Consider the following 17,602-nt stretch of genomic DNA (forward strand, 5'->3'; position numbering starts at 1 on the left):
GAAAAGCGGCGAGCACGTACGCACTGTCTCCGTCATGTGTCACCGAGTAGGCAAGAGACGCAAAAACGCGTCACGCCCCGCCCGGGAGGGCGAGGCTGACCGGCCGTCAAAGAACGGTGTACCCGTTCGGGGCGCTACTCCGGGTGCACCCCGCCGAACGCGTGGTGCACCGGGGTGCCGTCCAGAAGGGCGGTGACCAGGTCCACGGTCAGCCGGTGCCAGTGAGATGCGTCACGCAGCATGGTGTGTCCGCCGCGTGGCATGGCGACCGTGTGGGCGCGGGCCCCCGCCTGCCGGGCGCGGTCGGCCAGGAGCCAGGAGCCCTCGGCGTCGGTGACCCGGTCGTCCGCGTCGTGCAGCAGCACCACGGTCCGGTCCCGCAGATGGGAGACGGGTTCCCCGGGCGGGCACCACGGGGCGAGGGCGACGACGCCGCGGACCGCCGGATGGCCACCGGTGAGCAGGGCGGCCCGGCCGCCCATGGAGTGGCCGACCAGCACGACCGGGAGGTCCGCGGCGCGGGCGGCCAGCTCGTCGAGGGCCTGCCGGGCGTCCCGGGCGGCGTCCGCCCGCGGTCCGTTCCACCCCCGGCAGCGGTAGCGCACGGACGCGAGGAGCACCTCCCGCCCGCGCAGCGCCCGGGACACCGCCGAGCCGAAGGGCCGCATCCGCAGCGCGGGGAGGTTGAGCCGCGGCGGCGGGCCGAGACCGTCGGCCCGCCCTCCGTGCAGCAGGAGCACCGCCGCCCGTGGAGTGTCCGGGCCGCGGTGGATCACCAGCGGCCGGTGCGGGACTCCCCGTGCGCCGCTGCCGGGGGCGGTGGGCCGGGCCGGTCCTGTCGTCATGGGCGGGGGTCCTCCGGGTGGGGGTGCCGGCGGGGTGGCAGCGGTACGAAGCCGCTGGTGCGGGCACGGTACGCGGCGTAGCCGGGGCGGTCGGACAGGTGGTTCTCCAGCAGCCGTTTACCACTGCCGTACGTCAGCAGCAAGGACATCACCAGCGGGGAGAGCATGGCCATCGCGGCGGTCTGCCCGTTGCCGCACGCGAGCAGGAAGAGTCCCCACCACACCAGGAAGTCACCGAAGTAGTTGGGGTGCCGGGTCCAGCTCCACAGTCCGCGGTCCATGACCCGGCCGCGGTTCGCCGGATCGGCCTTGAAGCGGGCGAGCTGGAAGTCCCCGATGCTCTCGCAGGCGAAGCCGGCCGCCCACAGCAGTCCGCCGACGACGGCGCTCGCGCCCAGCGGCACCGGTACGTACTGCGCCACCTGCACCGGCAGCGAGATCAGCCACACCAGGGCGGCCTGGAGCAGGTAGACCACCCGCAGGGCGTAGGCGTCGCGGCTGCCGGGGGCCCGGGCGAGCAGGCGGTCATAGCGGGGGTCCTCGCCCTGCCCGCGGCCGCGCCGGGCGAGATGGGCGGACAGCCGCAGCCCCCACAGGACCGTGGCCCCGGTGACCAGGAGCCGCCGGCCGTCGTCGCCGTGGCCGGCGGACATCCCGTAGCCGGCCAGGGCCACCGCGGCGAACGCCGCTCCCCAGGCGATGTCCACCAGCCGGTGCACACCCTTGGTTCGGGCGACGGCGAACGTGAGGAGCATGACGGCGCCCGCCGTCCCGGCCGCCACCGCGAGGCCGCCGGCGAACGCCGCCCAGGGGAAGCCGGTCACCGCCGGACTCCCCCCACGGACCAGCCCTCCGGTGTCGGCGGCATCGCTGCCGCTCCTCCCGGTGTCGGACGTACGGCGAGGATCTGGTCGACGCCCATCCGGCGCTCAGTGAACGCGAGTCCGCTGCCGGCCAGATACAGCCGCCACACCCGGGCGGTCGGTTCGCCCGCGAGCGCCACGAACTCCGCCCAGCGGGTCTCCAGGGTGCGGTACCAGGCGGCGATGGTCCATGCGTAGTGTTCCCGCAGCGCTTCGACGGACCGCACCTCCAGGCCGCCGGCCTCCAGCAGACCGACGGTCTCGCCCAGCGGGCGCATATGCATGTCGGGGGCGATGTAGACCTCGATGAAGGCACCGCCTCCGGGCGCGGCGGAGCCCCGTGACATCTGCTGGATCAGCGCCCGCCCCTGGGGCCGCAGCAGCGCGTGCAGCCGGGCGGCGAACGCCGGGTACTGGGCGTCGCCGACATGCTGCCACAGCAGGCGGCGCAGTGCGCGGCGCGAGCGCAGGATCACCACCGGTGCGTCCGGCGGGCCGGCCTCGCTGCCGTCCCAGGCCCGCAGCCGCACCGGAAGGCTCCCCGCGAACCGGTCGGCGAGCAGGGCCGCGAGACGGTCCGCCACCCGCGTCACCGCGGGCCCCCGTCCCGCGCCGTCGCGCCGGCCCGGGTGAGGAGCAGCTGGCGGACGTCCAGGTAACCGGCCCGGAATCCGGCCTCGGAGTAGGCCAGATAGAACTCCCACATCCGGCGGAACACCGCATCGAAGCCCAACGCCTCGACGTCGGCGGCCCGTTGGGTGAAGCGCTCCCGCCACAGTCGCAGGGTTTCGGCGTAGTGGCCGCCAAAGCCGTCGTTCTCCCGCACCCGCAGGCCGGCGGCCGCCGTGTGCTGCTCGATGGCCTCGACGGAGGGGAGCAGGCCGCCGGGGAAGATGTATTTGTGGATCCAGGTGTAGGTCGTGCGGGTGGCGCGCATCCGTGCGTGTGGCATGGTGATCGCCTGGAGGGCGATCCGGCCGCCCGGAAGCAGCAGGCGCGCCAGGGTCTCGAAGTAGACGGGCCAGAAGTCCTCGCCGACGGCCTCGATCATCTCCACGCTCACCACGGCGTCGTAACGGCCGCTCAGCTGCCGGTAGTCACACAGCTCGACCGAGACCCGGTCCGCGTGCCCGGCCCGCGCGATCCGTGCGCGGGCGAGGTCGCGCTGCTCCCGCGACAGGGTCACCGAGACGACGCGGGCGCCCCGGGCGGCGGCGCGCAGGGCCAGTTCTCCCCAGCCGGTGCCGATTTCCAGCAGCCGGGTGCCGTCGCCGACGCCCGCCAGGTCCAGCAGCCGGTCGATCTTGCGGTGCTGGGCGGCGGTCAGGTCGCTCCACTCGGCGGGACGCTTCCGGAAGACGGCCGAGGAGTACGTCATGGTCGGGTCCAGGAAGAGCGCGAACAGGTCGTTCGACAGGTCGTAGTGCCGGTGGATGTTCTGCCGCGCGCCCTCCAGGGTGTTGCGCTGCGCGCTCGGCCGGCGGCGCGCCCAGGCGCCGCGGAGCCGCTGAAGCGGCCGGGGCACCAGCGAGGTGAGGTGGGCGGCGAGGACGGTCAGCGCGCCGACCAGGTCGTCCGCCTCCCACTCCGCCGCCATATAGGACTCGCCGAAGCCGATCAGCCCGTCGGTGCCGATCCGCCGGAAGAACGCCTCCGGGTCGCTCACCCGCACCAGGGGCCCCTCGGCGCCCGTGACGGGGGCGTCGCCGAGCGCGATCCGCAACGGCAGGGCGGCCAGCGCCCGTTGGACGAGCAGCCGGGTCACGGCGGTGCGCGCCGCCGAGCCGCGCGGTCCGCGCGCCACATCGGGCCAGGTGGCCGCGTCCACCCGCGGGTGGGCCGGCGCGAGCTCGGCGTCCGGGGCGACGGCGGCGGGTTCGGTGCGGTCCGAGACGGAAGTCTTCACTTCATGCCTTCCTGGATGCGGTGGTGGGGACGGGGCCGGACGGGCAGCCGGCGCAGGAACAGGGCGATGCCGTGCCGGCGGATGCCGAGGGAGACGGCGGCCGTGGACCAGGGGCGGCGGAGCGCCGCGGTCAGCAGCCGGCCGGCGGTCGCGGGCCGCCGGGTGCCGCGCACGGTCGCGGTGAACGGCCGGGCGGCGCCGCGGCGCAGCTGTACGGTCAGATCGAGGCGGCCGGCCGGTGCGGGCAGCCGCATCCGGTAGGCGCCGTCCACCGGGAAGAACGGCGAGACATAGAAGTCCTTGGCGACCTCGGCGCGGCCCCGGTCGTCGGGGTGCAGCAGGTAGCAGTGGCGCTCGCCGTAGGTGTTGTGCACCTCGGCGACGACGCAGACGGGCGCGCCGTGCCGGTCGTGGCACCAGTACAGCGTCAGCGGGTTGAAGACATGGCCCAGCACTCGGGCGTGCGCGAGCATCAGCACCCGCCCGCCGTCGAGCCGTACGCCCCGGCCGGCCAGGAACCGCTCCAGTCCGGCCCGGATCGACGGCGCGGTGCCGGCGAAGTGGTCGCGGGGGTCGAAGCGGGCCAGCGGGCGCAGCACGGCGGGGAGCCGCGGCGGATGGTCGAGGTCGATCAGCCACAGGTAGGTCCGGTGGCGCAGGGAGTAGCGCAGCGGCGCGGTACGGGCGTGGGAGACCAGGCAGACGTAGAGGGCGGGGGCGTGGGTGCCGGTGGCGGGGCCGGCGGCCGGTGCGGTCGTGCCGGGGGTCACCATCGCACGCCCAGGGCCGCCGCGGCGTGCACGCCGGAGCGGCAGCCGTCCTCGTGGAAGCCCCAGCCGTGGTAGGCCCCGGCGAAGGCGGTGACCGCCGTGTTCAGCTCCGGCAGCCGCTGCTGGGCGGCGACCGACTCCGGGGTGTAGAGGGGGTGTTCGTACACCATCCGCGCCAGCACCCGTTCGCTGTCGATGCGGTCGGTGGCGTTGAGGGTGACGATGAAGTCCTCCGGGGTGTCCAGCCGTTGCAGCCGGTTCATGTGGTAGCTGACCCGCACCTCGTCCGCCGGGGTGGTGCAGGAGGCCATCAGGTAGTTCCAGGAGGCCCGCGCGCCGCGGGACCGGGGCAGCAGTGCGGTGTCGCTGTGGAGCACGGTGGTGTTGCGGGAGTAGCGGAAGGCGCCCAGGGTCCGCCGTTCATCGGCGGTGGGGTCGGCGAGTATCCGCAGCGCCTGGTCGGGGTGGACGGCCACGACCACCGCGTCGAAGCCGCGCTCGGCGCCGTCCTCGGTGATGATCCGGGCCCGGTCGGGTGCGCGGTGCACCGCACGGACCGGAGTGCCGGTGTGGACGGCCGTGAGCTGTTCGCCGATCCGGCTGACGTACTCCACCGAGCCGCCGGTGACCGTCTTCCACCGGGGTGAGCCGCCGACCGACAGCAGACCGTGGTGCGCGAGGAAGCGGAACAGATAGACGGCCGGGTACTGCATGGCGGTCGTGGGGGCGCAGGACCACACCGCGGAGACCAGCGGAGTGACGAAGTGGGTGACGAAGTACCGGGAGAAGCCGCAGCGGGTGAGGAACCGGCCGAGGGTCAGGGTGTCACCGCGGTCGGTGGCGAGCGTGGTGCGCGCGGCGCGGTGGAAGGCCCGGATCTCGGTCAGCATCCGCAGATAGCGGCCCCGCAGGGCGCTGCGCGGCCGGGCGAACAGTCCGGCCGGGCCGCGGGCACCGGCGTACTCCAGGCCGCAGCCCTCGCACCGTACGGACATGCTCATCTCGGAGTCCTGGGTGGCCACCCCGAGTTCACGGAACAGCCGCAGCAGCAGGGGGTAGGTGCGCTCGTTGTGGACGATGAAGCCGGTGTCGACCCGTAGTACCCGGCCGTCCGCCGAGGCCCGGTCGTGGGTGTGGGCGTGGCCGCCGAGCCGGTCCTCCGCCTCGTACAACGACACTTCGCAGCCGCCCTGTTGAAGCACGTGGGCGGCGGTGAGTCCCGCCACCCCGCCGCCCACCACAGCGATCCGTCGACGCTCCACGGTCATCCGCCTCCTCGCCTCGGCGCGGGCCGCGTCCGGGTGCGGCGGCCCGCTCACCGAGGGATTCGGCGCCAGGGTGGGCGCGGATTGGTCGGGATGTGTTCCGGACCGCAAGGCCCGGCGCGCGGCGGGGCGGTGGGCTCCGCGCCGGGGCAGCACGAGCCGGCCGCCGGCCCGTGGCGGGGCCGGCGGCCGGGGTCAGATCCGGTGGGGGCCGGAGGTCACAGCCGAAGGACGGCCAGCGGCGCGGTGGTGGGCCGGCTGGAGCCGCCCCGGGGTTCCGCCGTGACGCCGACGCCGTCCGCGCCCTGGGGTCCGCCGGTCAGCAGCATCGTGCCGGAGGAGCTGCCGGTCCGCACGAGGCCGGCGGGTTCCATCGCACCGTTGCGGCTGTACCAGAGTTCGTACACCCGCTGACCGGACAGCGCCGGCAGGCCGTGGTAGAGGAAGGCGGTCTGGCCCCTCCGCTGGGAAGCGACGACGGTTCCGCTGCCGCCGCCCTTGAGCGCGGTGGTGTGGAAGGTGGCGTCCGGGGCGGCCATCAGGGCGCTGACCGTGGCGGCCTGCTGCTCGGCGCGGGCGCTGCGGTCCCGCTGCGCGTCGGCCTCGTTCCGTGCCTGGACGGCCAGCCCGCCGGCGAGCGCGGCGACCACCAGACAGGCGGCGGCCGCGAGATAGGGCAGCCGGAAGCGGATGCCCCGGCGCAGCGGGGTCACGGTGGCGTGGCGTCCCCTCGGCGGCAGCTGCCTGACCTCGGGCAGGGCGGCCATCACCCGGGTACGCAGCCCGGCCGGGGGCACCTCGGCCACGGCCAGCGCGAGCCGGGCCGCGGTCTCCTGAAGTTCCCGCACTTCCTGGGTGCAGGCCGGGCACTGCGCCAGATGGCGGGTGAACTCGGCGGACTCCTGCTCGGACAGCGCGCCCAGCGCGTAGGCGCCGGTCAGTGTGTGCAGATCGACGGTGCTCATGCCGACACCCCCAGGCAGTCGCGGAGCCGGATGAGTCCGTCCCGCAGTCGTGTCTTGACCGTGCCCAGCGCCGCGCCCAGCAGATCGGCGGTCTCCCGGTAGGTGTAGCCGCGGTAGTAGGCGAGCGTCACCGACTCCCTTTGCAGGTCGGTGAGTTGCTGGAGGCAGCGGCGCACCTGCTCCCGCTCCAGCCGCCGCTCGACCTGCTCGCTGACCTCGTCGAAGGGCGCGGTGTAGGCGCCCATGCCGGCCCGGTGGTCGCGGTCGGACGCCGCCTGGACGGAGCGCACCCGGTCCACCGCGCGACGGTGCGCCAGGGTCATGATCCAGGCCATGGCGCTGCCCTGCCGTGCGTCGAAGCGGGCCGCGGAGCGCCACACCTCGATCAGCACCTCCTGCGCGACCTCCTCGGACTGCGCCGGATCCCGTACCACCCGGCGGACCAGGCCCAGTACGGAGCCGGCCACCGCCGTGTAGAGACTCTCGAACGCGTACTGGTCGCCCCGGGAGACGCGGGCGAGCAGGGTTTCCAGGGCACCGGTATGCGGTGCGGGGGATCGGTCGCCGCGGGCTGCGACGGGCATGGACACCTCCGGACGTGACGTGGTCACGGGTGATTCGGCGCCGTGCGACACCTGGATTGGTCGGGAGAGGATTCTTGCGGACGCCCGCACGGGAACCACACCCGGGGCGGCGGCCCGCACGCGCCCGCCGGATTTCCGCGCGTCGGATGCCGCCTCCCGGCCCGGGACTGCGGAAAGATCGCCGCGGGGGCATCGGGCGGCGAGAGGACCGGGTGTGCAGGACGCGGATGCCGTCATCGTGGGCGCGGGAGCGGCCGGGCTGTCGCTCGCCCACCGGCTGTGCGCACCGGCGGCCGGCGGCCGGCCGCTGCGGGTGGTGCTGGTCGACGCACCGCGGGGGCCGCTCACCCCGCCGGAGCGGACCTGGTGTTACTGGGAGGCGCCGGGTGGCGCGTTCGACCAGGCCCTGACCGCGTCATGGGAACGGCTGCGGGTGCACGGGCCCGGCGGAGAGGCGACGGCGGGGCGGCCCGAGCCCTTCCGGTACAAGATGCTGCGGTCGCGTGACTTCGAGGCCCTGGTGGCCGCCCGGCTCGCCGGACAGGACGCCGTGGTCCGGGCCGAGGCAACGGTGGAGTCCGTACGGGACGTCAGCGGCGGGGCCGAGGTGCGGGGGCGCGACGCGGCCGGGCGGCCGGTGACCCTCCGGGCCCGCTGGGCCTTCGACTCCCGGCCGGCCGGGCGGCTCCCTCCGGCGCGGACCACCCTCCAGCAGCACTTCCGGGGCTGGTTCGTCCGCACCCGGCGCCCGGCGTTCGACCCCACGACCGCGGATCTGATGGACTTCCGTACCCCGCAGCCCGGCCACGGTCTGTCCTTCGGTTATGTGCTGCCGCTCAACGACTGTGCGGCGCTGGTGGAGTACACGGAGTTCTCCCGCCGGGCCGTGGCCACCGCCGACTACGAGCGGGCCCTGCGCCACTACACCGGGCAGGTGCTGCGGCTGGGTGCCTTCCGGGTCACGGCCGTCGAGCAGGGCGCGATCCCGATGACCGACGGCCGCTTTCCGCGCCGGGCGGGCCGGGCGGTGTTCCGCATCGGGACCGCGGGGGGCGCCACTCGCCCGTCGACCGGATACACCTTCGCCTCCGTGCAGCGGCAGACGGCGCTGATCGCGGCCGCGCTGCTGGCCGGCCGCCCTCCGGTGCCCCCTCCCCCGCACACCGCCTGGCACCGGGCGATGGACGCCGTGCTGCTGCGTGCGCTGGACAGCGGCCGAGTGGACGGCGCCGAGTTCTTCACCGGGCTGTTCCGCACGGTGCCGATGGAGCGGCTGCTGCGGTTCCTCGACGGCCGCTCCCGTCTGTGGGAGGACGTCAGCATCGGCCTGCGCACCCCGGTGCTGCCCATGCTCCGCACCGTCGCCGAACTCCCGCTGCTGCCCCGCCGCGCCACCGTGCGCTGACCCCGCCCGCTCTTGCCCCGTCACCGGAGGAGACATCCATGGCCCTGCTGCACGACGGCGAACTGATCGCCGCCTTCGACCATGCGTCCCGCAGCTACGACCGGCTGGTCGCGGTGAATCCCGGCTACCACGGCCAACTGCGGCGTTCCGCCCGGCGGTTGGGGCTGCCCGAGGCGGGCCGTGGACTGCGGGTGCTGGATCTGGGGTGCGGCACCGGCGCCTCGACGGCGGCGCTGCTCGCGGTCGCCCCGCACGCCGAGATCACCGCCGTCGACGCCTCGGCCGGCATGCTGGCGCGCGCCGCCGGCAAGCCCTGGCCGCCCGGGGTCTCCTTCGTGCACGCACCGGTGGAACGCCTGGCCGAGGCCGGTGTGGCCGGTGGCTTCGACGCCGTCTTCGCCGCGTATCTCTTCCGCAATGTCACGGACCCGGACGCGGTCCTCGGGGCGGCACGGGAGGCGCTGGTGCCGGGCGGGCGGCTGGCCGTACATGAGTACACGCTGTCCGGCGGGGCGGTGCCCCGCGCCGTGTGGACGGCGGTGTGCGCCGGCATCCTGCGGCCGGCCGGGCGGCTCGCGGGGGACGCCGGCCTGTACCGCCATCTGTGGCGCAGCGTCCTCGCGTTCGACACCGCCGCGGAGTTCACCGGGCGGCTGCGCCGGGCGGGCTTCCGGCAGGTGCGGGCCCTGCCGCTGACCGGCTGGCAGACCGGCATCACCCACACCTTCGTCGCCGCCACGGCCGGCGTCCGCGAGGAGGGGGCGTGACGCCTCGGCCCGACGACGGCGGTACCGCGCGGCGCGGACGTGACCGGCGGGCCCGGACGGTGCCGGGGCCGCCGGGGCGGGACCGGGCGGCGGGCGACCGTCCGGAGGTGGCGGTGATCGGCGGCGGGATCGCCGGCCTTTGCGCCGCGACCGCACTGGCCGAGCGCGGGGTGCGGGTGACGCTGTACGAGCGTGCCGGGGTCCTCGGCGGCCGGCTGGCGGGCTGGCCGGTGCGGCTCGCCGACGGCTCGGCGGCGACCATGAGCCGCGGTTTCCATGCGTTCTTTCCCCAGTACTACAACCTGCGGGGGCTGTTGCGCCGGGTCGACCCGGGGCTGGGGATGCTCAGACGGCTGCCCGACTACCCGCTGCACCACCGGTCGGGCCTGCGGGACAGCTTCGCCCGGGTGCCCCGGACCCCGCCGTGGAGCGCACTGGGCTTTGTGGCGCTGAGTCCCAGCTTCACCTGGCGGGACCTGGGGCGGATGCGCCCCGGCGCCGCGCTGCCGCTGCTGGACGTCAGGGTGCCGCAGGTCTATCGGCGGCTGGACCGCGTCAGCGCCGCCGACTTCCTCGCCGGTATCCGGTTTCCCGAGGCCGCGCGGCACCTGGCCTTCGAGGTGTTCTCCCGGAGCTTCTTCGCGGACCCGCGGGAACTGTCGGCCGCGGAGCTGGTGTTGATGTTCCACATCTACTTCCTGGGCTCCAGTGAGGGGCTGCTGTTCGATGTGCCCGATGAGCCGTTTCCGCAGGCGCTGTGGGAGCCCCTCGGCCGGTATCTGGAAGGGCACGGCGTCCGGTTGTGCACGGGCACGGAGGTGACGGAGGTCGCGCCGGTGGCGGGCGGGGGGATGCGGGTCGCTGCCGGGGAGGGCGTGGACCGCCGGTTCGACGCGGTGGTGCTGGCGCTGGACCCGGGCGGGCTGGGCCGGCTCGTCGCCGCCTCGCCCGAGGTGGCGGATGCCGCCTGGCGGGCGCGGATCGGGCGGCTGCGGACCGCGCCGCCGTTCCTGGTGTCGCGGCTGTGGCTGGCACGGCGGGTGGCCGCCGACCGGCCCGGCTTCCTGGGCACCAGCGGTTTCGGGTCGCTGGACAATGTGAGCGTGCTGGAGCGCTGGGAAGGCGAGGCGGCGCGCTGGTCCGCCCGCACCGGCGGCTCGGTGCTCGAACTGCACGCCTACGCCGTCGCCCCGGGCGCCGACCGGGAACGTGAACAGCGCCGTCTGGTGGAGCAGTTGAACGCCGTCTACCCGGAGACCCGCGGTGTCCGGATCACCGACCGCCGTCACGAGTGGCGCGCGGACTGCCCGCTGTTCCCGGTGGGCGGCTTCCCCGACCGGCCCACCGTGCACACCCCCGACCCCCGGGTGGTGGTCGCGGGCGACACGGTACGGACCGGGCTGCCGGTGGCGTTGATGGAGCGGGCCGCGACGACCGGATTCCTCGCGGCGAACGCGCTGTTGGCGCGCTGGGGCCTGCGCGGCCAGACCCTGTGGACCGTGCCGGACCGGGGCCGGTCGGCGGCCCTGCGGTGGGCGGCCCGGCGGGCCGAAAGGTGACCGGGGCGCGCCGCGGTCCAGGCTACGGGCCCGCGGGCGGGGCCCGGCCGGGCCGGGCGGCACCCCACCCTCCGGGCTGCCCCCGGATGCCGCCCGGGGTCAGCCCGGATGCCGGCCGCTGGTGCGCAGTTGCCAGCGGCGTTCGGCGTAGGCGAGATCGTCCCGCCACAGCCGGCCCGCGGCGGCCCGCATCAGCGGACGCAGGGCGGGGGCGGCCGCGCGGGCCAGGGCGAAGCCGGGGCGCCGGGAGGTGGCGACGATCGCCTCGATGACCACGGTGCGCGGGCGTCCCAGGTCGTCCGGCCCCAGGGGCGTGGCATGGGTCTCCACCACGGATCCCTGCCCTTCGCCCTCCAGGATGCGCATCACCACCGTACGGGGGCCGGGGGCGGTGAACAGCGCGGTGACCGGCACCACCGCGCGTCCGGCGACCTTGAAGGAGACCTGGACGGTGAGGCCGTCGGGCCGTTCCGCGCCGTGCTCCGCCGGGGTGTCGAGCACGGTGAGGTCGACGAAGGAGTAGGGGTGGAACCAGGCACCGTGCCAGGGGTCGAGGCGGTTGGCGACCACGTCCTCGGGTTCGCAGCGGCCGGTGCCGGTGTAGACGGTGGCGACGGCGCCCGCCGGGCGCGGCCGGTCGGGCGGCACGGGCTGCACCAGCGGGCGTTCGCCGCCCGCCTCGTCGAGCCGTACCCAGGCCAGCAGCCCGTCGTCATGGGCGGGGAACGGCTCCCAGCCGGCGAACGGGGCACCGTCCAGGGCGAGTCCGTGCCACCGGCAGCGGAGGATGCCGCAGCGTACGGGCCCCTGCGCGAGGGGCGCGCCGAGGTGCGGGCAGGCCCCGGGGCCGGCGATCAGGCGGCCGCCGGCGTCCCGCCAGGCGACCACCTCGACCCCGGCGACGGTGCGGCCGAAGGCACGGCGTGCGCCGACGTCGCGGGCCGCGCCGAGGACGAACCAGTTGCCGGACGGGCGGGCGAGGGCGGCCTTGACGGCGTCGGCGATGCGCGCGGGCTTCGCGTCGCGCCAGGTGGGGTGCTGCTGTTCCCACAGCTCGGGCCGGCGGCGCAGCCGGAGCGGGAGGCGCGGGGCCCGGCGGGCCTCCTGGGTCATGGGGTTTCCTCCTGCGCGTGGTGCGGCACCCGGCCGGGCCGCACCACGGGCGGCCGGGCGGTGACGCGGGTGGCGGCGAGACGGGCCAGACCGCCGAGGGCGGTGGCCGCGCGGCGTCGGCGGGAGACCACGGCGCGGCGGTGCAGCACGGCGTATCCGTCGTCGTGCACGGCGTCGAGGATGGCGCCGTAGAGGACGAACGCGGTGCGGATACAAGGGCGGGAGACCGGATCGAGCATGGCGAGGCCGGGCTGCGCCTCGCGGTAGACGCCGCGGGTGAGTGCGGCGGCCGCCTTCAGGGCCGCGGTGATCCGCGGGTCCGGGAGGCCGGTGTCCCGGCTCCAGCGGAGCAGTGCGCGGTCGACGCCGTGCGCCGCGAGCAGATCGGCGGGGAGGTAGACGCGGCCCCGGTCGAGATCCTCGCCGACATCGCGCAGGAAGTTGGTGAGCTGGAAGGCGATGCCGAGGGCCGCGGCGTGCGGCACGGCCTCCTCCTGCGGTACGACGGTGCCGAGCACCGGCAGCATCTGTAGCCCCATCACCGCGGCGGAGCCGTGCATATAGCGCCGCAGATCGGCGTAGGTCGGATAGTCCGTCACCGTCAGATCGCTGCGCATCGAGGCCATGAAGTCCTCGAAATGGCGGTGGTCGATGCCGTACACCGCCGCGGTGTGCGCCACCGCGCGCACCACCGGTTCGCTGCTCCCGCCGCCCCGCAGGCCGTCGTCGAGGCGGCGCTGGAGGGCGTCGAGCGCCTGGGCGCGGTCCGTGGTGGGGTGGCCGGTGGCGGGGTCGTCGACGATGTCGTCGGCCCAGCGGGCGAAGCCGTACAGGGCGTGGACGGCCGGCCGGCGGGCCGCGGGCAGCAGCCGGGTGGCGAGGAAGTAGGTCTTGCCGTGCCGGGCGTTGAGCCGGCGGCAGTGGGCGTATGCCTCACGGAGGCCGGGGTCGGTGATGCCGGCGGCGTCGAGTTCGCGTGCGGTCATGCCGGGATGCCTCTCGTGGCGGGGCGGGACGAACCGGCGGCGGGACGTGGGGTCCGCGGGCCGGTGATCCGGGCCGCGGCGAGCTTGCCGGAGATGAGGACGGTGGGGACGCCCACCCCCGGGGTGGTGCCACAGCCCGCCAGGACGGCGTTCGCCGTGCCGCGTACCAGGTTGCGGGGGCGGAAGGGGCCGGTCTGCGCGAAGGTGTGGGCGGCGGAGAACGGCGTTCCGGCGGCGAGCCCCTGTGCCGTCCAGTCGGCCGGGGTGACCATGCGGTACTCCTCGATGGCGGCGCCGATGCCGGTGAGCCCCCGGCGTTCGAGGACGGCGAGCAGGCTGTCGCGGTACCGGGGGGCGAGGTCGCGCCACTCCCCGGCGCCGGGGCCGGTGTCGGTGTTGGGGCAGGGCGCCAGGATGTAGTGCAAGTGCCGCCCCGGCGGGGCGAGTTGCGGGTCGGTGGCGGTGGGGCGGGTGAGCAGCAGCGAGGGGTCGCTCATCAGCCGGCCGGTGCGGGTGAGTTCCTCGAAGGTCCGCTCCCAGGCGGCGCCGAAGGAGAGCGTGTGGTGCGCCAGTCGCGGCCAGGTCCGGTCGGTGCCGGCGTGCAGGACGACCGCGGACGGTGCGTGGCGGAGCCGGACCGGGCGCCGGGGACGCCGGCCGAGCAGCCGGTGGACGACCGGCAGATCGGGGGTGAGGACCACCGCGTCGCAGGGGATGCGCTCGTGCGCGGTGACCACCGCCGTGATCCGGTCACCGGTGCGTTCCAGCCGGGTGACGGGGTGTCCGTAGCGGAAGGCGGCACCGGCGTCGGCGGCCGCGTCCGCCATGGCCCGGGGCAGGGCGTACATCCCGCCGCGGGGGAAGTACACCCCGGCGACGGTGTCCATGTAGGCGATGACAGCATAGGCGGCCAGGGCGCGTGCGGGCGGGACCCCGGCATACAGCGCCTGGAAGGAGAAGACCCGGCGCAGCCGGGCGTCGGGCAGGAAGCGGCCGATCCGGTCGTCGAGCCGCCCGAAGCCGCCGAGTGCGGCGAGGCGGGCCAGGTCCGGGTGCATCAGCTGGAGCGGTGAGTCGAAGTTGGTGTCGATGAAGCGGTGGCGCTGGACCGCGTACAGCTGCTGGAGCCAGCGGCGCAGCCGGCGGTAGCCGTCGGCGGCCCGGGGCCCGGCGAACCGTTCGACCTCGGCCGCCATGGCCTCCGCGTCCGTGTGGACGTCCAGTTCGCTGCCGTCGGCGAACCGGGCGCGGTAGGCGGGGTGCAGGGGCCGCAGTTCCATCCGGTCGGTGAGGCGCTCGCCGACCGCGGCGAACGCCTCGTCGATGAGGTCCGGCATGGTCAGCACGGTCGGTCCGGTGTCGAGGTGATAGCCCCGGCTTTCGATCCGCCCGGCCCGGCCGCCGGGCAGCGCCGCCCGTTCGACGACCGTCACCTGCCGTCCGGCACCGAGCAGATGCAGCGTGGCGGCCAGGCCGGAGAGACCGGCGCCGACCACCACCACATGGTCGGTGGGGCCCTGGACGGTTCTCATACGGTGCCCCTCTCGGCGACCGGGGCGGGAACGGGCCCGGATGCGCTGCCGGTTCGTGCCGCCGGGCGCGGGGGGCCGGTGGCGGTGCGGAGGCCGGCGACGGACGCGAAGAGGCCGCGCAGCCGGGCGGCCGCGGCGGGTTCCGGGGCGGCCGCGGCGAGATGGCGGACGCTGCGGGCGACCAGCCGGTGGATGCGCCGTTCGACCAGGCCGGGGGCGCCGGTGGCCACGAGGACGGCGCGCACCCGCTCCAGGTCCGCGGCGTCCAGCCCGCTGTCACCGACACAGCGGTCGAGGAGCGCGAGGGCCGCCCGGTCGCGGCGCTGCACGGCGCGGGCCCGGCCGACCGCGAGCAGATAGGTGTGCTTGCCCTCCCGGATGTCGCCGCCGGACGGTTTGCCGGTCCGCTCCTGGTCCCCGAACACCCCCATCAGGTCGTCCTGGAACTGGAAGGCCACCCCGGCACAGCGGCCGGCGGCACTCAGGGCGCGGGTGGTGGGCTCATCGGCCCCGGCCAGCGCCGCGCCGAGGGCCAGCGGCCGCTCCACCGAGTACCGCGCGCTCTTGAGGTACGCGGTGCGGACGGCCAGCGCCACGGAACGGGCGCCGGCGATCTGGCCGTACAGGTCGAGGTACTGGCCGGCCACCATCTCCATCCGCATCGCCCGCCAGAGGTGCCGCACCCGCGGACCGGCCTCCGCGCCCAGTTCGACACCGGCGACCGTGTCATCCGCCCAGGCGAGGGCGAGATCGCCGGTGAGTACGGCGGCGGCGGTGCCGAACCGGCCGGCCGCTTCCACGGTGTCCGGCGTCGCGTACTGGCCGGCGAACGCGGCATGGACCGCGGGCCGGCCGCGGCGCAGCGGTGACCGGTCCATGGCGTCGTCGTGGATGAGCGCACAGGTCTGGAGGAGTTCGACGGCGGCGGCCACCCGGAGCGCCGTCGCCACGTCACCGGCGCCCGGCCGGTCCTGGCAGGACCGCAGCCCCCACCACAGGAACTGGGAGCGGGTGCGCTTGCCGCCGTCCAGGGTGAAGCGGGCGACCCGGGCGGCGACATCGCGTGCGAAGGTGCGCTCGATCCCGGCCGCCCGCGCGACCTGCTCACCGAGGACGCCGACGAGCATCCGTCCCACGGCGGCCGGCACATCCGCGTCGACGGTGTCCGGTCCGAGGCCGGCTGAGCAGGTGTCAGCACGGTGCGGTACGGCCGTCCCGGGCCGCGGACCGGCCGGCGGCGGGCTGGTCTCGCGCGGCGTGCGGGGCGCGGTGGCCCCGGTACGACGGCGCATCGTGGTTCCTCTCGTCGCGTCGGTCGGCGGAGGTCGGCGGCGGGCCGCGCACCGGGTCCGGGAGCGCCGCCGGCCGGGTGTGGCAACGGCGGCCGTGCGCGGCCCGGTCCGCGGGTCAGGCGGACCGGAAGATGAGGGCGGCGTTCTGGCCGCCGAAGCCGAACGATGTGCTGGCGGCGGCGGACAGGGGTGTGCGGCGAGGGGCTTTGGCCACGATGTCGAGGTCGATATCGAGGTCGGGGTCCTCGTGGTTGGCGGTGGGCGGGATGGTGTCGTTCTGGAGGCTCATGACCGTGACGGCCGCCTCGATGGCACCCGCCGCTCCGATGGCGTGGCCGAGCGCGCCCTTGAGGGAGGTGACGGCGGGCGGCTCGGGGAAGACGGCGCGCAGCGCCCTGGCTTCGGCCAGGTCGTTCAGGCGGGTGCCGGTGCCGTGCGCATTGACGTGATCGATGTCCCGGGGCGCCAGACCGGCGTCGGCCAGGGCCGCGGTGAGGGCGGCCGCGGCGCCCCGGCCCTCGGGGTCGGGAGCGGCGTAGTGGTAGGCGTCGCAGCTCGCCCCGTAGCCCACCAGCTCCGCACGCGGGCGCGCACCGCGGGCGCGGGCGTGCTCCGGGCGTTCCAGGACCAGCACGGCGGCGCCTTCGGAGAGCACGAAACCGTCGCGTGCGGCGTCGAACGGGCGGCTGGCGTCCGCCGGGTCGTCCGTGCGCCGGGACAGGGCGCCCATCCGGTGGAAGCAGGCGGCGGGGATGGGGTGGCGGGCGGATTCCGCGCCGCCGGCCAGCACGAGGTCGCAGGTCCCGGCGCGCAGCAGGTCACGGGCGACGCCGAGGGCGCTGCTGCCGGAGGCGCAGGCGGTGGAGACGGCGAAGTTGGGTCCGGTGGCCGTCAGGTCGAGGGCGATTTCGGCGGCCGCCATGTTGGGCACGCTACGGGTGATGGCCAGGGGCGAGATGTCCAGCGGGCGGCCGGCCGCGAGCTTGGCGAACTCGGGGACGTAGCGCTCCATGCTCCCGGTGCCGGTGCCGATGACCACGCCGACCCGCGAGGCGTCCCACTCGGTGGGGTCGAGACCGGCGTCGGCGACGGCGTGCCGGGCGGCGAGCAGCGCCATGGCGACGAAGCGGTCCAGCCGCCAGGCGGCTTTCCGGCCGACCAGGCGCGCGGTGTCGAAGTCGGGCACCTGGCAGGAGATGTCCACCGGCAGCCCCGCCAGCCCCGGGTCCCGGGCGGCGGTGGACCGGCCGGTGAGCAGGGTGTCCCAGGTGGCCCGCGCGCCGACCCCGGCCGGGCTGACGACGCCCAGGCCGGTGACGGCGGCGTCTCGGCACTGACCGGGCATCAGCTGCCGCTGTTCGGCGCGGTGGTCAGGGCCTGCTCGGCCGTACCGCTGTCGATCAGCGCGGCGAGTTCGCCGAGGGTCGTCCGCAGCGGAACGTCGTCCAGCGAGATCCCGGTGCGCTCCTGAAGCATCAGGCCCATCTCGACCAGCGCGAGGGAGTCCAGGCCGAGGTCCTCGAAGGTGCGCTCGGGGCTGACCTCGGCCGGGTCGAGGTCGAAGGTCTCGGTGAGGGTGCTGGTGATCAGCTCTGCACTGGTGGGCACGGGTGGCTCCTTCGGTTGGGGTGGGGGTGCCGGCCGCCGCGGGCGGGGCGCCGTCCGGAGGCGGGAGACCGCTTCCGGCAGGCGCCGCGCGGCCGCGCGGAAGGAGCCCGGGGCACCGTGGGAGGTGCGGGTGCGGACGGGG

The 17,602-nt window shown here is 75.5% G+C and carries 16 protein-coding genes and 1 pseudogene; 3 read left to right on the forward strand and 14 right to left on the reverse strand.

The annotated features are described in order from the left end of the window. Positions 1 to 134 precede the first annotated feature (134 nt). The 8 genes and pseudogenes from ACFWJW_RS16895 to ACFWJW_RS16930 all read right to left on the reverse strand — a co-directional run bounded on the left by ACFWJW_RS16895 (position 135) and on the right by ACFWJW_RS16930 (position 7,198). Complete coding sequence (locus ACFWJW_RS16895) at positions 135 to 845, reverse strand: alpha/beta hydrolase (protein ID WP_387241064.1); 711 nt, start codon at positions 843 to 845, stop codon at positions 135 to 137. After that, positions 842 to 1,669, reverse strand: coding sequence for a DUF1295 domain-containing protein (locus ACFWJW_RS16900; RefSeq protein ID WP_387241067.1), 828 nt, complete (start codon positions 1,667 to 1,669; stop codon positions 842 to 844). Before ACFWJW_RS16900 ends, ACFWJW_RS16895 begins: the two co-directional genes overlap by 4 nt. After that, a pseudogene (locus ACFWJW_RS16905) lies at positions 1,666 to 2,142 on the reverse strand (class I SAM-dependent methyltransferase); the annotation flags it as partial. The pseudogene ACFWJW_RS16905 and the gene ACFWJW_RS16900, both read right to left, overlap by 4 nt. A gap of 155 nt (positions 2,143 to 2,297) precedes the next feature. After that, positions 2,298 to 3,614 carry a class I SAM-dependent methyltransferase gene (locus ACFWJW_RS16910; RefSeq protein ID WP_387241070.1) on the reverse strand — a complete coding sequence of 439 codons (1,317 nt, stop codon included), beginning with the start codon at positions 3,612 to 3,614 and terminating at the stop codon, positions 2,298 to 2,300. Then, positions 3,611 to 4,387, reverse strand: a complete 777-nt coding sequence (locus tag ACFWJW_RS16915; protein ID WP_387241073.1) for a DUF1365 domain-containing protein — start codon at positions 4,385 to 4,387, stop codon at positions 3,611 to 3,613. The genes ACFWJW_RS16910 and ACFWJW_RS16915 overlap by 4 nt, the downstream gene beginning before the upstream one ends. Further along, positions 4,381 to 5,652: an NAD(P)/FAD-dependent oxidoreductase gene (locus tag ACFWJW_RS16920; RefSeq protein ID WP_387241076.1), complete on the reverse strand. Its 1,272-nt coding sequence runs from the start codon at positions 5,650 to 5,652 to the stop codon at positions 4,381 to 4,383. The genes ACFWJW_RS16915 and ACFWJW_RS16920 overlap by 7 nt, the downstream gene beginning before the upstream one ends. A gap of 215 nt (positions 5,653 to 5,867) precedes the next feature. Then, on the reverse strand, positions 5,868 to 6,614 hold the full coding sequence (locus tag ACFWJW_RS16925) for an anti-sigma factor domain-containing protein (RefSeq protein WP_387241079.1): 747 nt from the start codon (positions 6,612 to 6,614) through the stop codon (positions 5,868 to 5,870). After that, a complete protein-coding gene (locus tag ACFWJW_RS16930) occupies positions 6,611 to 7,198 on the reverse strand; it encodes a sigma-70 family RNA polymerase sigma factor (RefSeq protein WP_387241082.1) in 588 nt (195 codons plus the stop codon). Before ACFWJW_RS16930 ends, ACFWJW_RS16925 begins: the two co-directional genes overlap by 4 nt. 214 nt (positions 7,199 to 7,412) lie before the next feature. Between ACFWJW_RS16930 and ACFWJW_RS16935 the strand changes: the two genes are divergently transcribed. The 3 genes from ACFWJW_RS16935 to ACFWJW_RS16945 are packed head-to-tail and all read left to right on the forward strand — an operon-like array spanning position 7,413 to position 10,929. Continuing rightward, positions 7,413 to 8,603 carry a lycopene cyclase family protein gene (locus ACFWJW_RS16935; protein ID WP_387241085.1) on the forward strand — a complete coding sequence of 397 codons (1,191 nt, stop codon included), beginning with the start codon at positions 7,413 to 7,415 and terminating at the stop codon, positions 8,601 to 8,603. A gap of 38 nt (positions 8,604 to 8,641) precedes the next feature. Beyond that, positions 8,642 to 9,370 carry a class I SAM-dependent methyltransferase gene (locus ACFWJW_RS16940; RefSeq protein ID WP_387241088.1) on the forward strand — a complete coding sequence of 243 codons (729 nt, stop codon included), beginning with the start codon at positions 8,642 to 8,644 and terminating at the stop codon, positions 9,368 to 9,370. After that, positions 9,367 to 10,929: an FAD-dependent oxidoreductase gene (locus ACFWJW_RS16945; protein WP_387241091.1), complete on the forward strand. Its 1,563-nt coding sequence runs from the start codon at positions 9,367 to 9,369 to the stop codon at positions 10,927 to 10,929. The genes ACFWJW_RS16940 and ACFWJW_RS16945 overlap by 4 nt, the downstream gene beginning before the upstream one ends. Before the next feature lie 99 nt (positions 10,930 to 11,028). Here ACFWJW_RS16945 and ACFWJW_RS16950 read toward each other — a convergent pair whose 3' ends face one another. The 6 genes from ACFWJW_RS16950 to ACFWJW_RS16975 all read right to left on the reverse strand — a co-directional run bounded on the left by ACFWJW_RS16950 (position 11,029) and on the right by ACFWJW_RS16975 (position 17,460). Next, a complete protein-coding gene (locus ACFWJW_RS16950) occupies positions 11,029 to 12,042 on the reverse strand; it encodes a DUF5914 domain-containing protein (protein WP_387241094.1) in 1,014 nt (337 codons plus the stop codon). After that, the gene (locus ACFWJW_RS16955) at positions 12,039 to 13,028 is read right to left on the reverse strand and encodes a phytoene/squalene synthase family protein (RefSeq protein ID WP_387241097.1); all 990 of its coding nucleotides are present in this window, start codon (positions 13,026 to 13,028) and stop codon (positions 12,039 to 12,041) included. The genes ACFWJW_RS16950 and ACFWJW_RS16955 overlap by 4 nt, the downstream gene beginning before the upstream one ends. Then, complete coding sequence (crtI, locus tag ACFWJW_RS16960; RefSeq protein WP_387241100.1) at positions 13,025 to 14,560, reverse strand: phytoene desaturase family protein; 1,536 nt, start codon at positions 14,558 to 14,560, stop codon at positions 13,025 to 13,027. Before crtI ends, ACFWJW_RS16955 begins: the two co-directional genes overlap by 4 nt. Further along, entirely contained in the window at positions 14,557 to 15,852 is a 1,296-nt protein-coding gene (locus ACFWJW_RS16965; RefSeq protein ID WP_387241103.1) for a polyprenyl synthetase family protein, read from the reverse strand. The genes crtI and ACFWJW_RS16965 overlap by 4 nt, the downstream gene beginning before the upstream one ends. A 115-nt stretch (positions 15,853 to 15,967) precedes the next feature. Next, entirely contained in the window at positions 15,968 to 17,197 is a 1,230-nt protein-coding gene (locus tag ACFWJW_RS16970; protein WP_387241106.1) for a beta-ketoacyl-[acyl-carrier-protein] synthase family protein, read from the reverse strand. Next, complete coding sequence (locus ACFWJW_RS16975; RefSeq protein ID WP_387241109.1) at positions 17,197 to 17,460, reverse strand: acyl carrier protein; 264 nt, start codon at positions 17,458 to 17,460, stop codon at positions 17,197 to 17,199. The genes ACFWJW_RS16970 and ACFWJW_RS16975 overlap by 1 nt, the downstream gene beginning before the upstream one ends. Between the last annotated feature and the right edge of the window lie 142 nt (positions 17,461 to 17,602).

This window comes from Streptomyces sp. NPDC127097, from assembly GCF_042724075.1.
In the GTDB taxonomy this organism is placed as follows: domain Bacteria; phylum Actinomycetota; class Actinomycetes; order Streptomycetales; family Streptomycetaceae; genus Streptomyces.

Coding starts and splice junctions, on each gene's coding strand:
- ACFWJW_RS16895 (WP_387241064.1), bottom strand. CDS start 845: ATGACGACAGGACCGGCCCGGCCCACCGCCCCCGGCAGCGGCGCACGG.
- ACFWJW_RS16920 (WP_387241076.1), bottom strand. CDS start 5,652: ATGACCGTGGAGCGTCGACGGATCGCTGTGGTGGGCGGCGGGGTGGCG.
- ACFWJW_RS16970 (WP_387241106.1), bottom strand. CDS start 17,197: ATGCCCGGTCAGTGCCGAGACGCCGCCGTCACCGGCCTGGGCGTCGTC.
- ACFWJW_RS16950 (WP_387241094.1), bottom strand. CDS start 12,042: ATGACCCAGGAGGCCCGCCGGGCCCCGCGCCTCCCGCTCCGGCTGCGC.
- crtI (WP_387241100.1), bottom strand. CDS start 14,560: ATGAGAACCGTCCAGGGCCCCACCGACCATGTGGTGGTGGTCGGCGCC.
- ACFWJW_RS16930 (WP_387241082.1), bottom strand. CDS start 7,198: ATGCCCGTCGCAGCCCGCGGCGACCGATCCCCCGCACCGCATACCGGT.
- ACFWJW_RS16915 (WP_387241073.1), bottom strand. CDS start 4,387: ATGGTGACCCCCGGCACGACCGCACCGGCCGCCGGCCCCGCCACCGGC.
- ACFWJW_RS16925 (WP_387241079.1), bottom strand. CDS start 6,614: ATGAGCACCGTCGATCTGCACACACTGACCGGCGCCTACGCGCTGGGC.
- ACFWJW_RS16940 (WP_387241088.1), top strand. CDS start 8,642: ATGGCCCTGCTGCACGACGGCGAACTGATCGCCGCCTTCGACCATGCG.
- ACFWJW_RS16955 (WP_387241097.1), bottom strand. CDS start 13,028: ATGACCGCACGCGAACTCGACGCCGCCGGCATCACCGACCCCGGCCTC.
- ACFWJW_RS16965 (WP_387241103.1), bottom strand. CDS start 15,852: ATGCGCCGTCGTACCGGGGCCACCGCGCCCCGCACGCCGCGCGAGACC.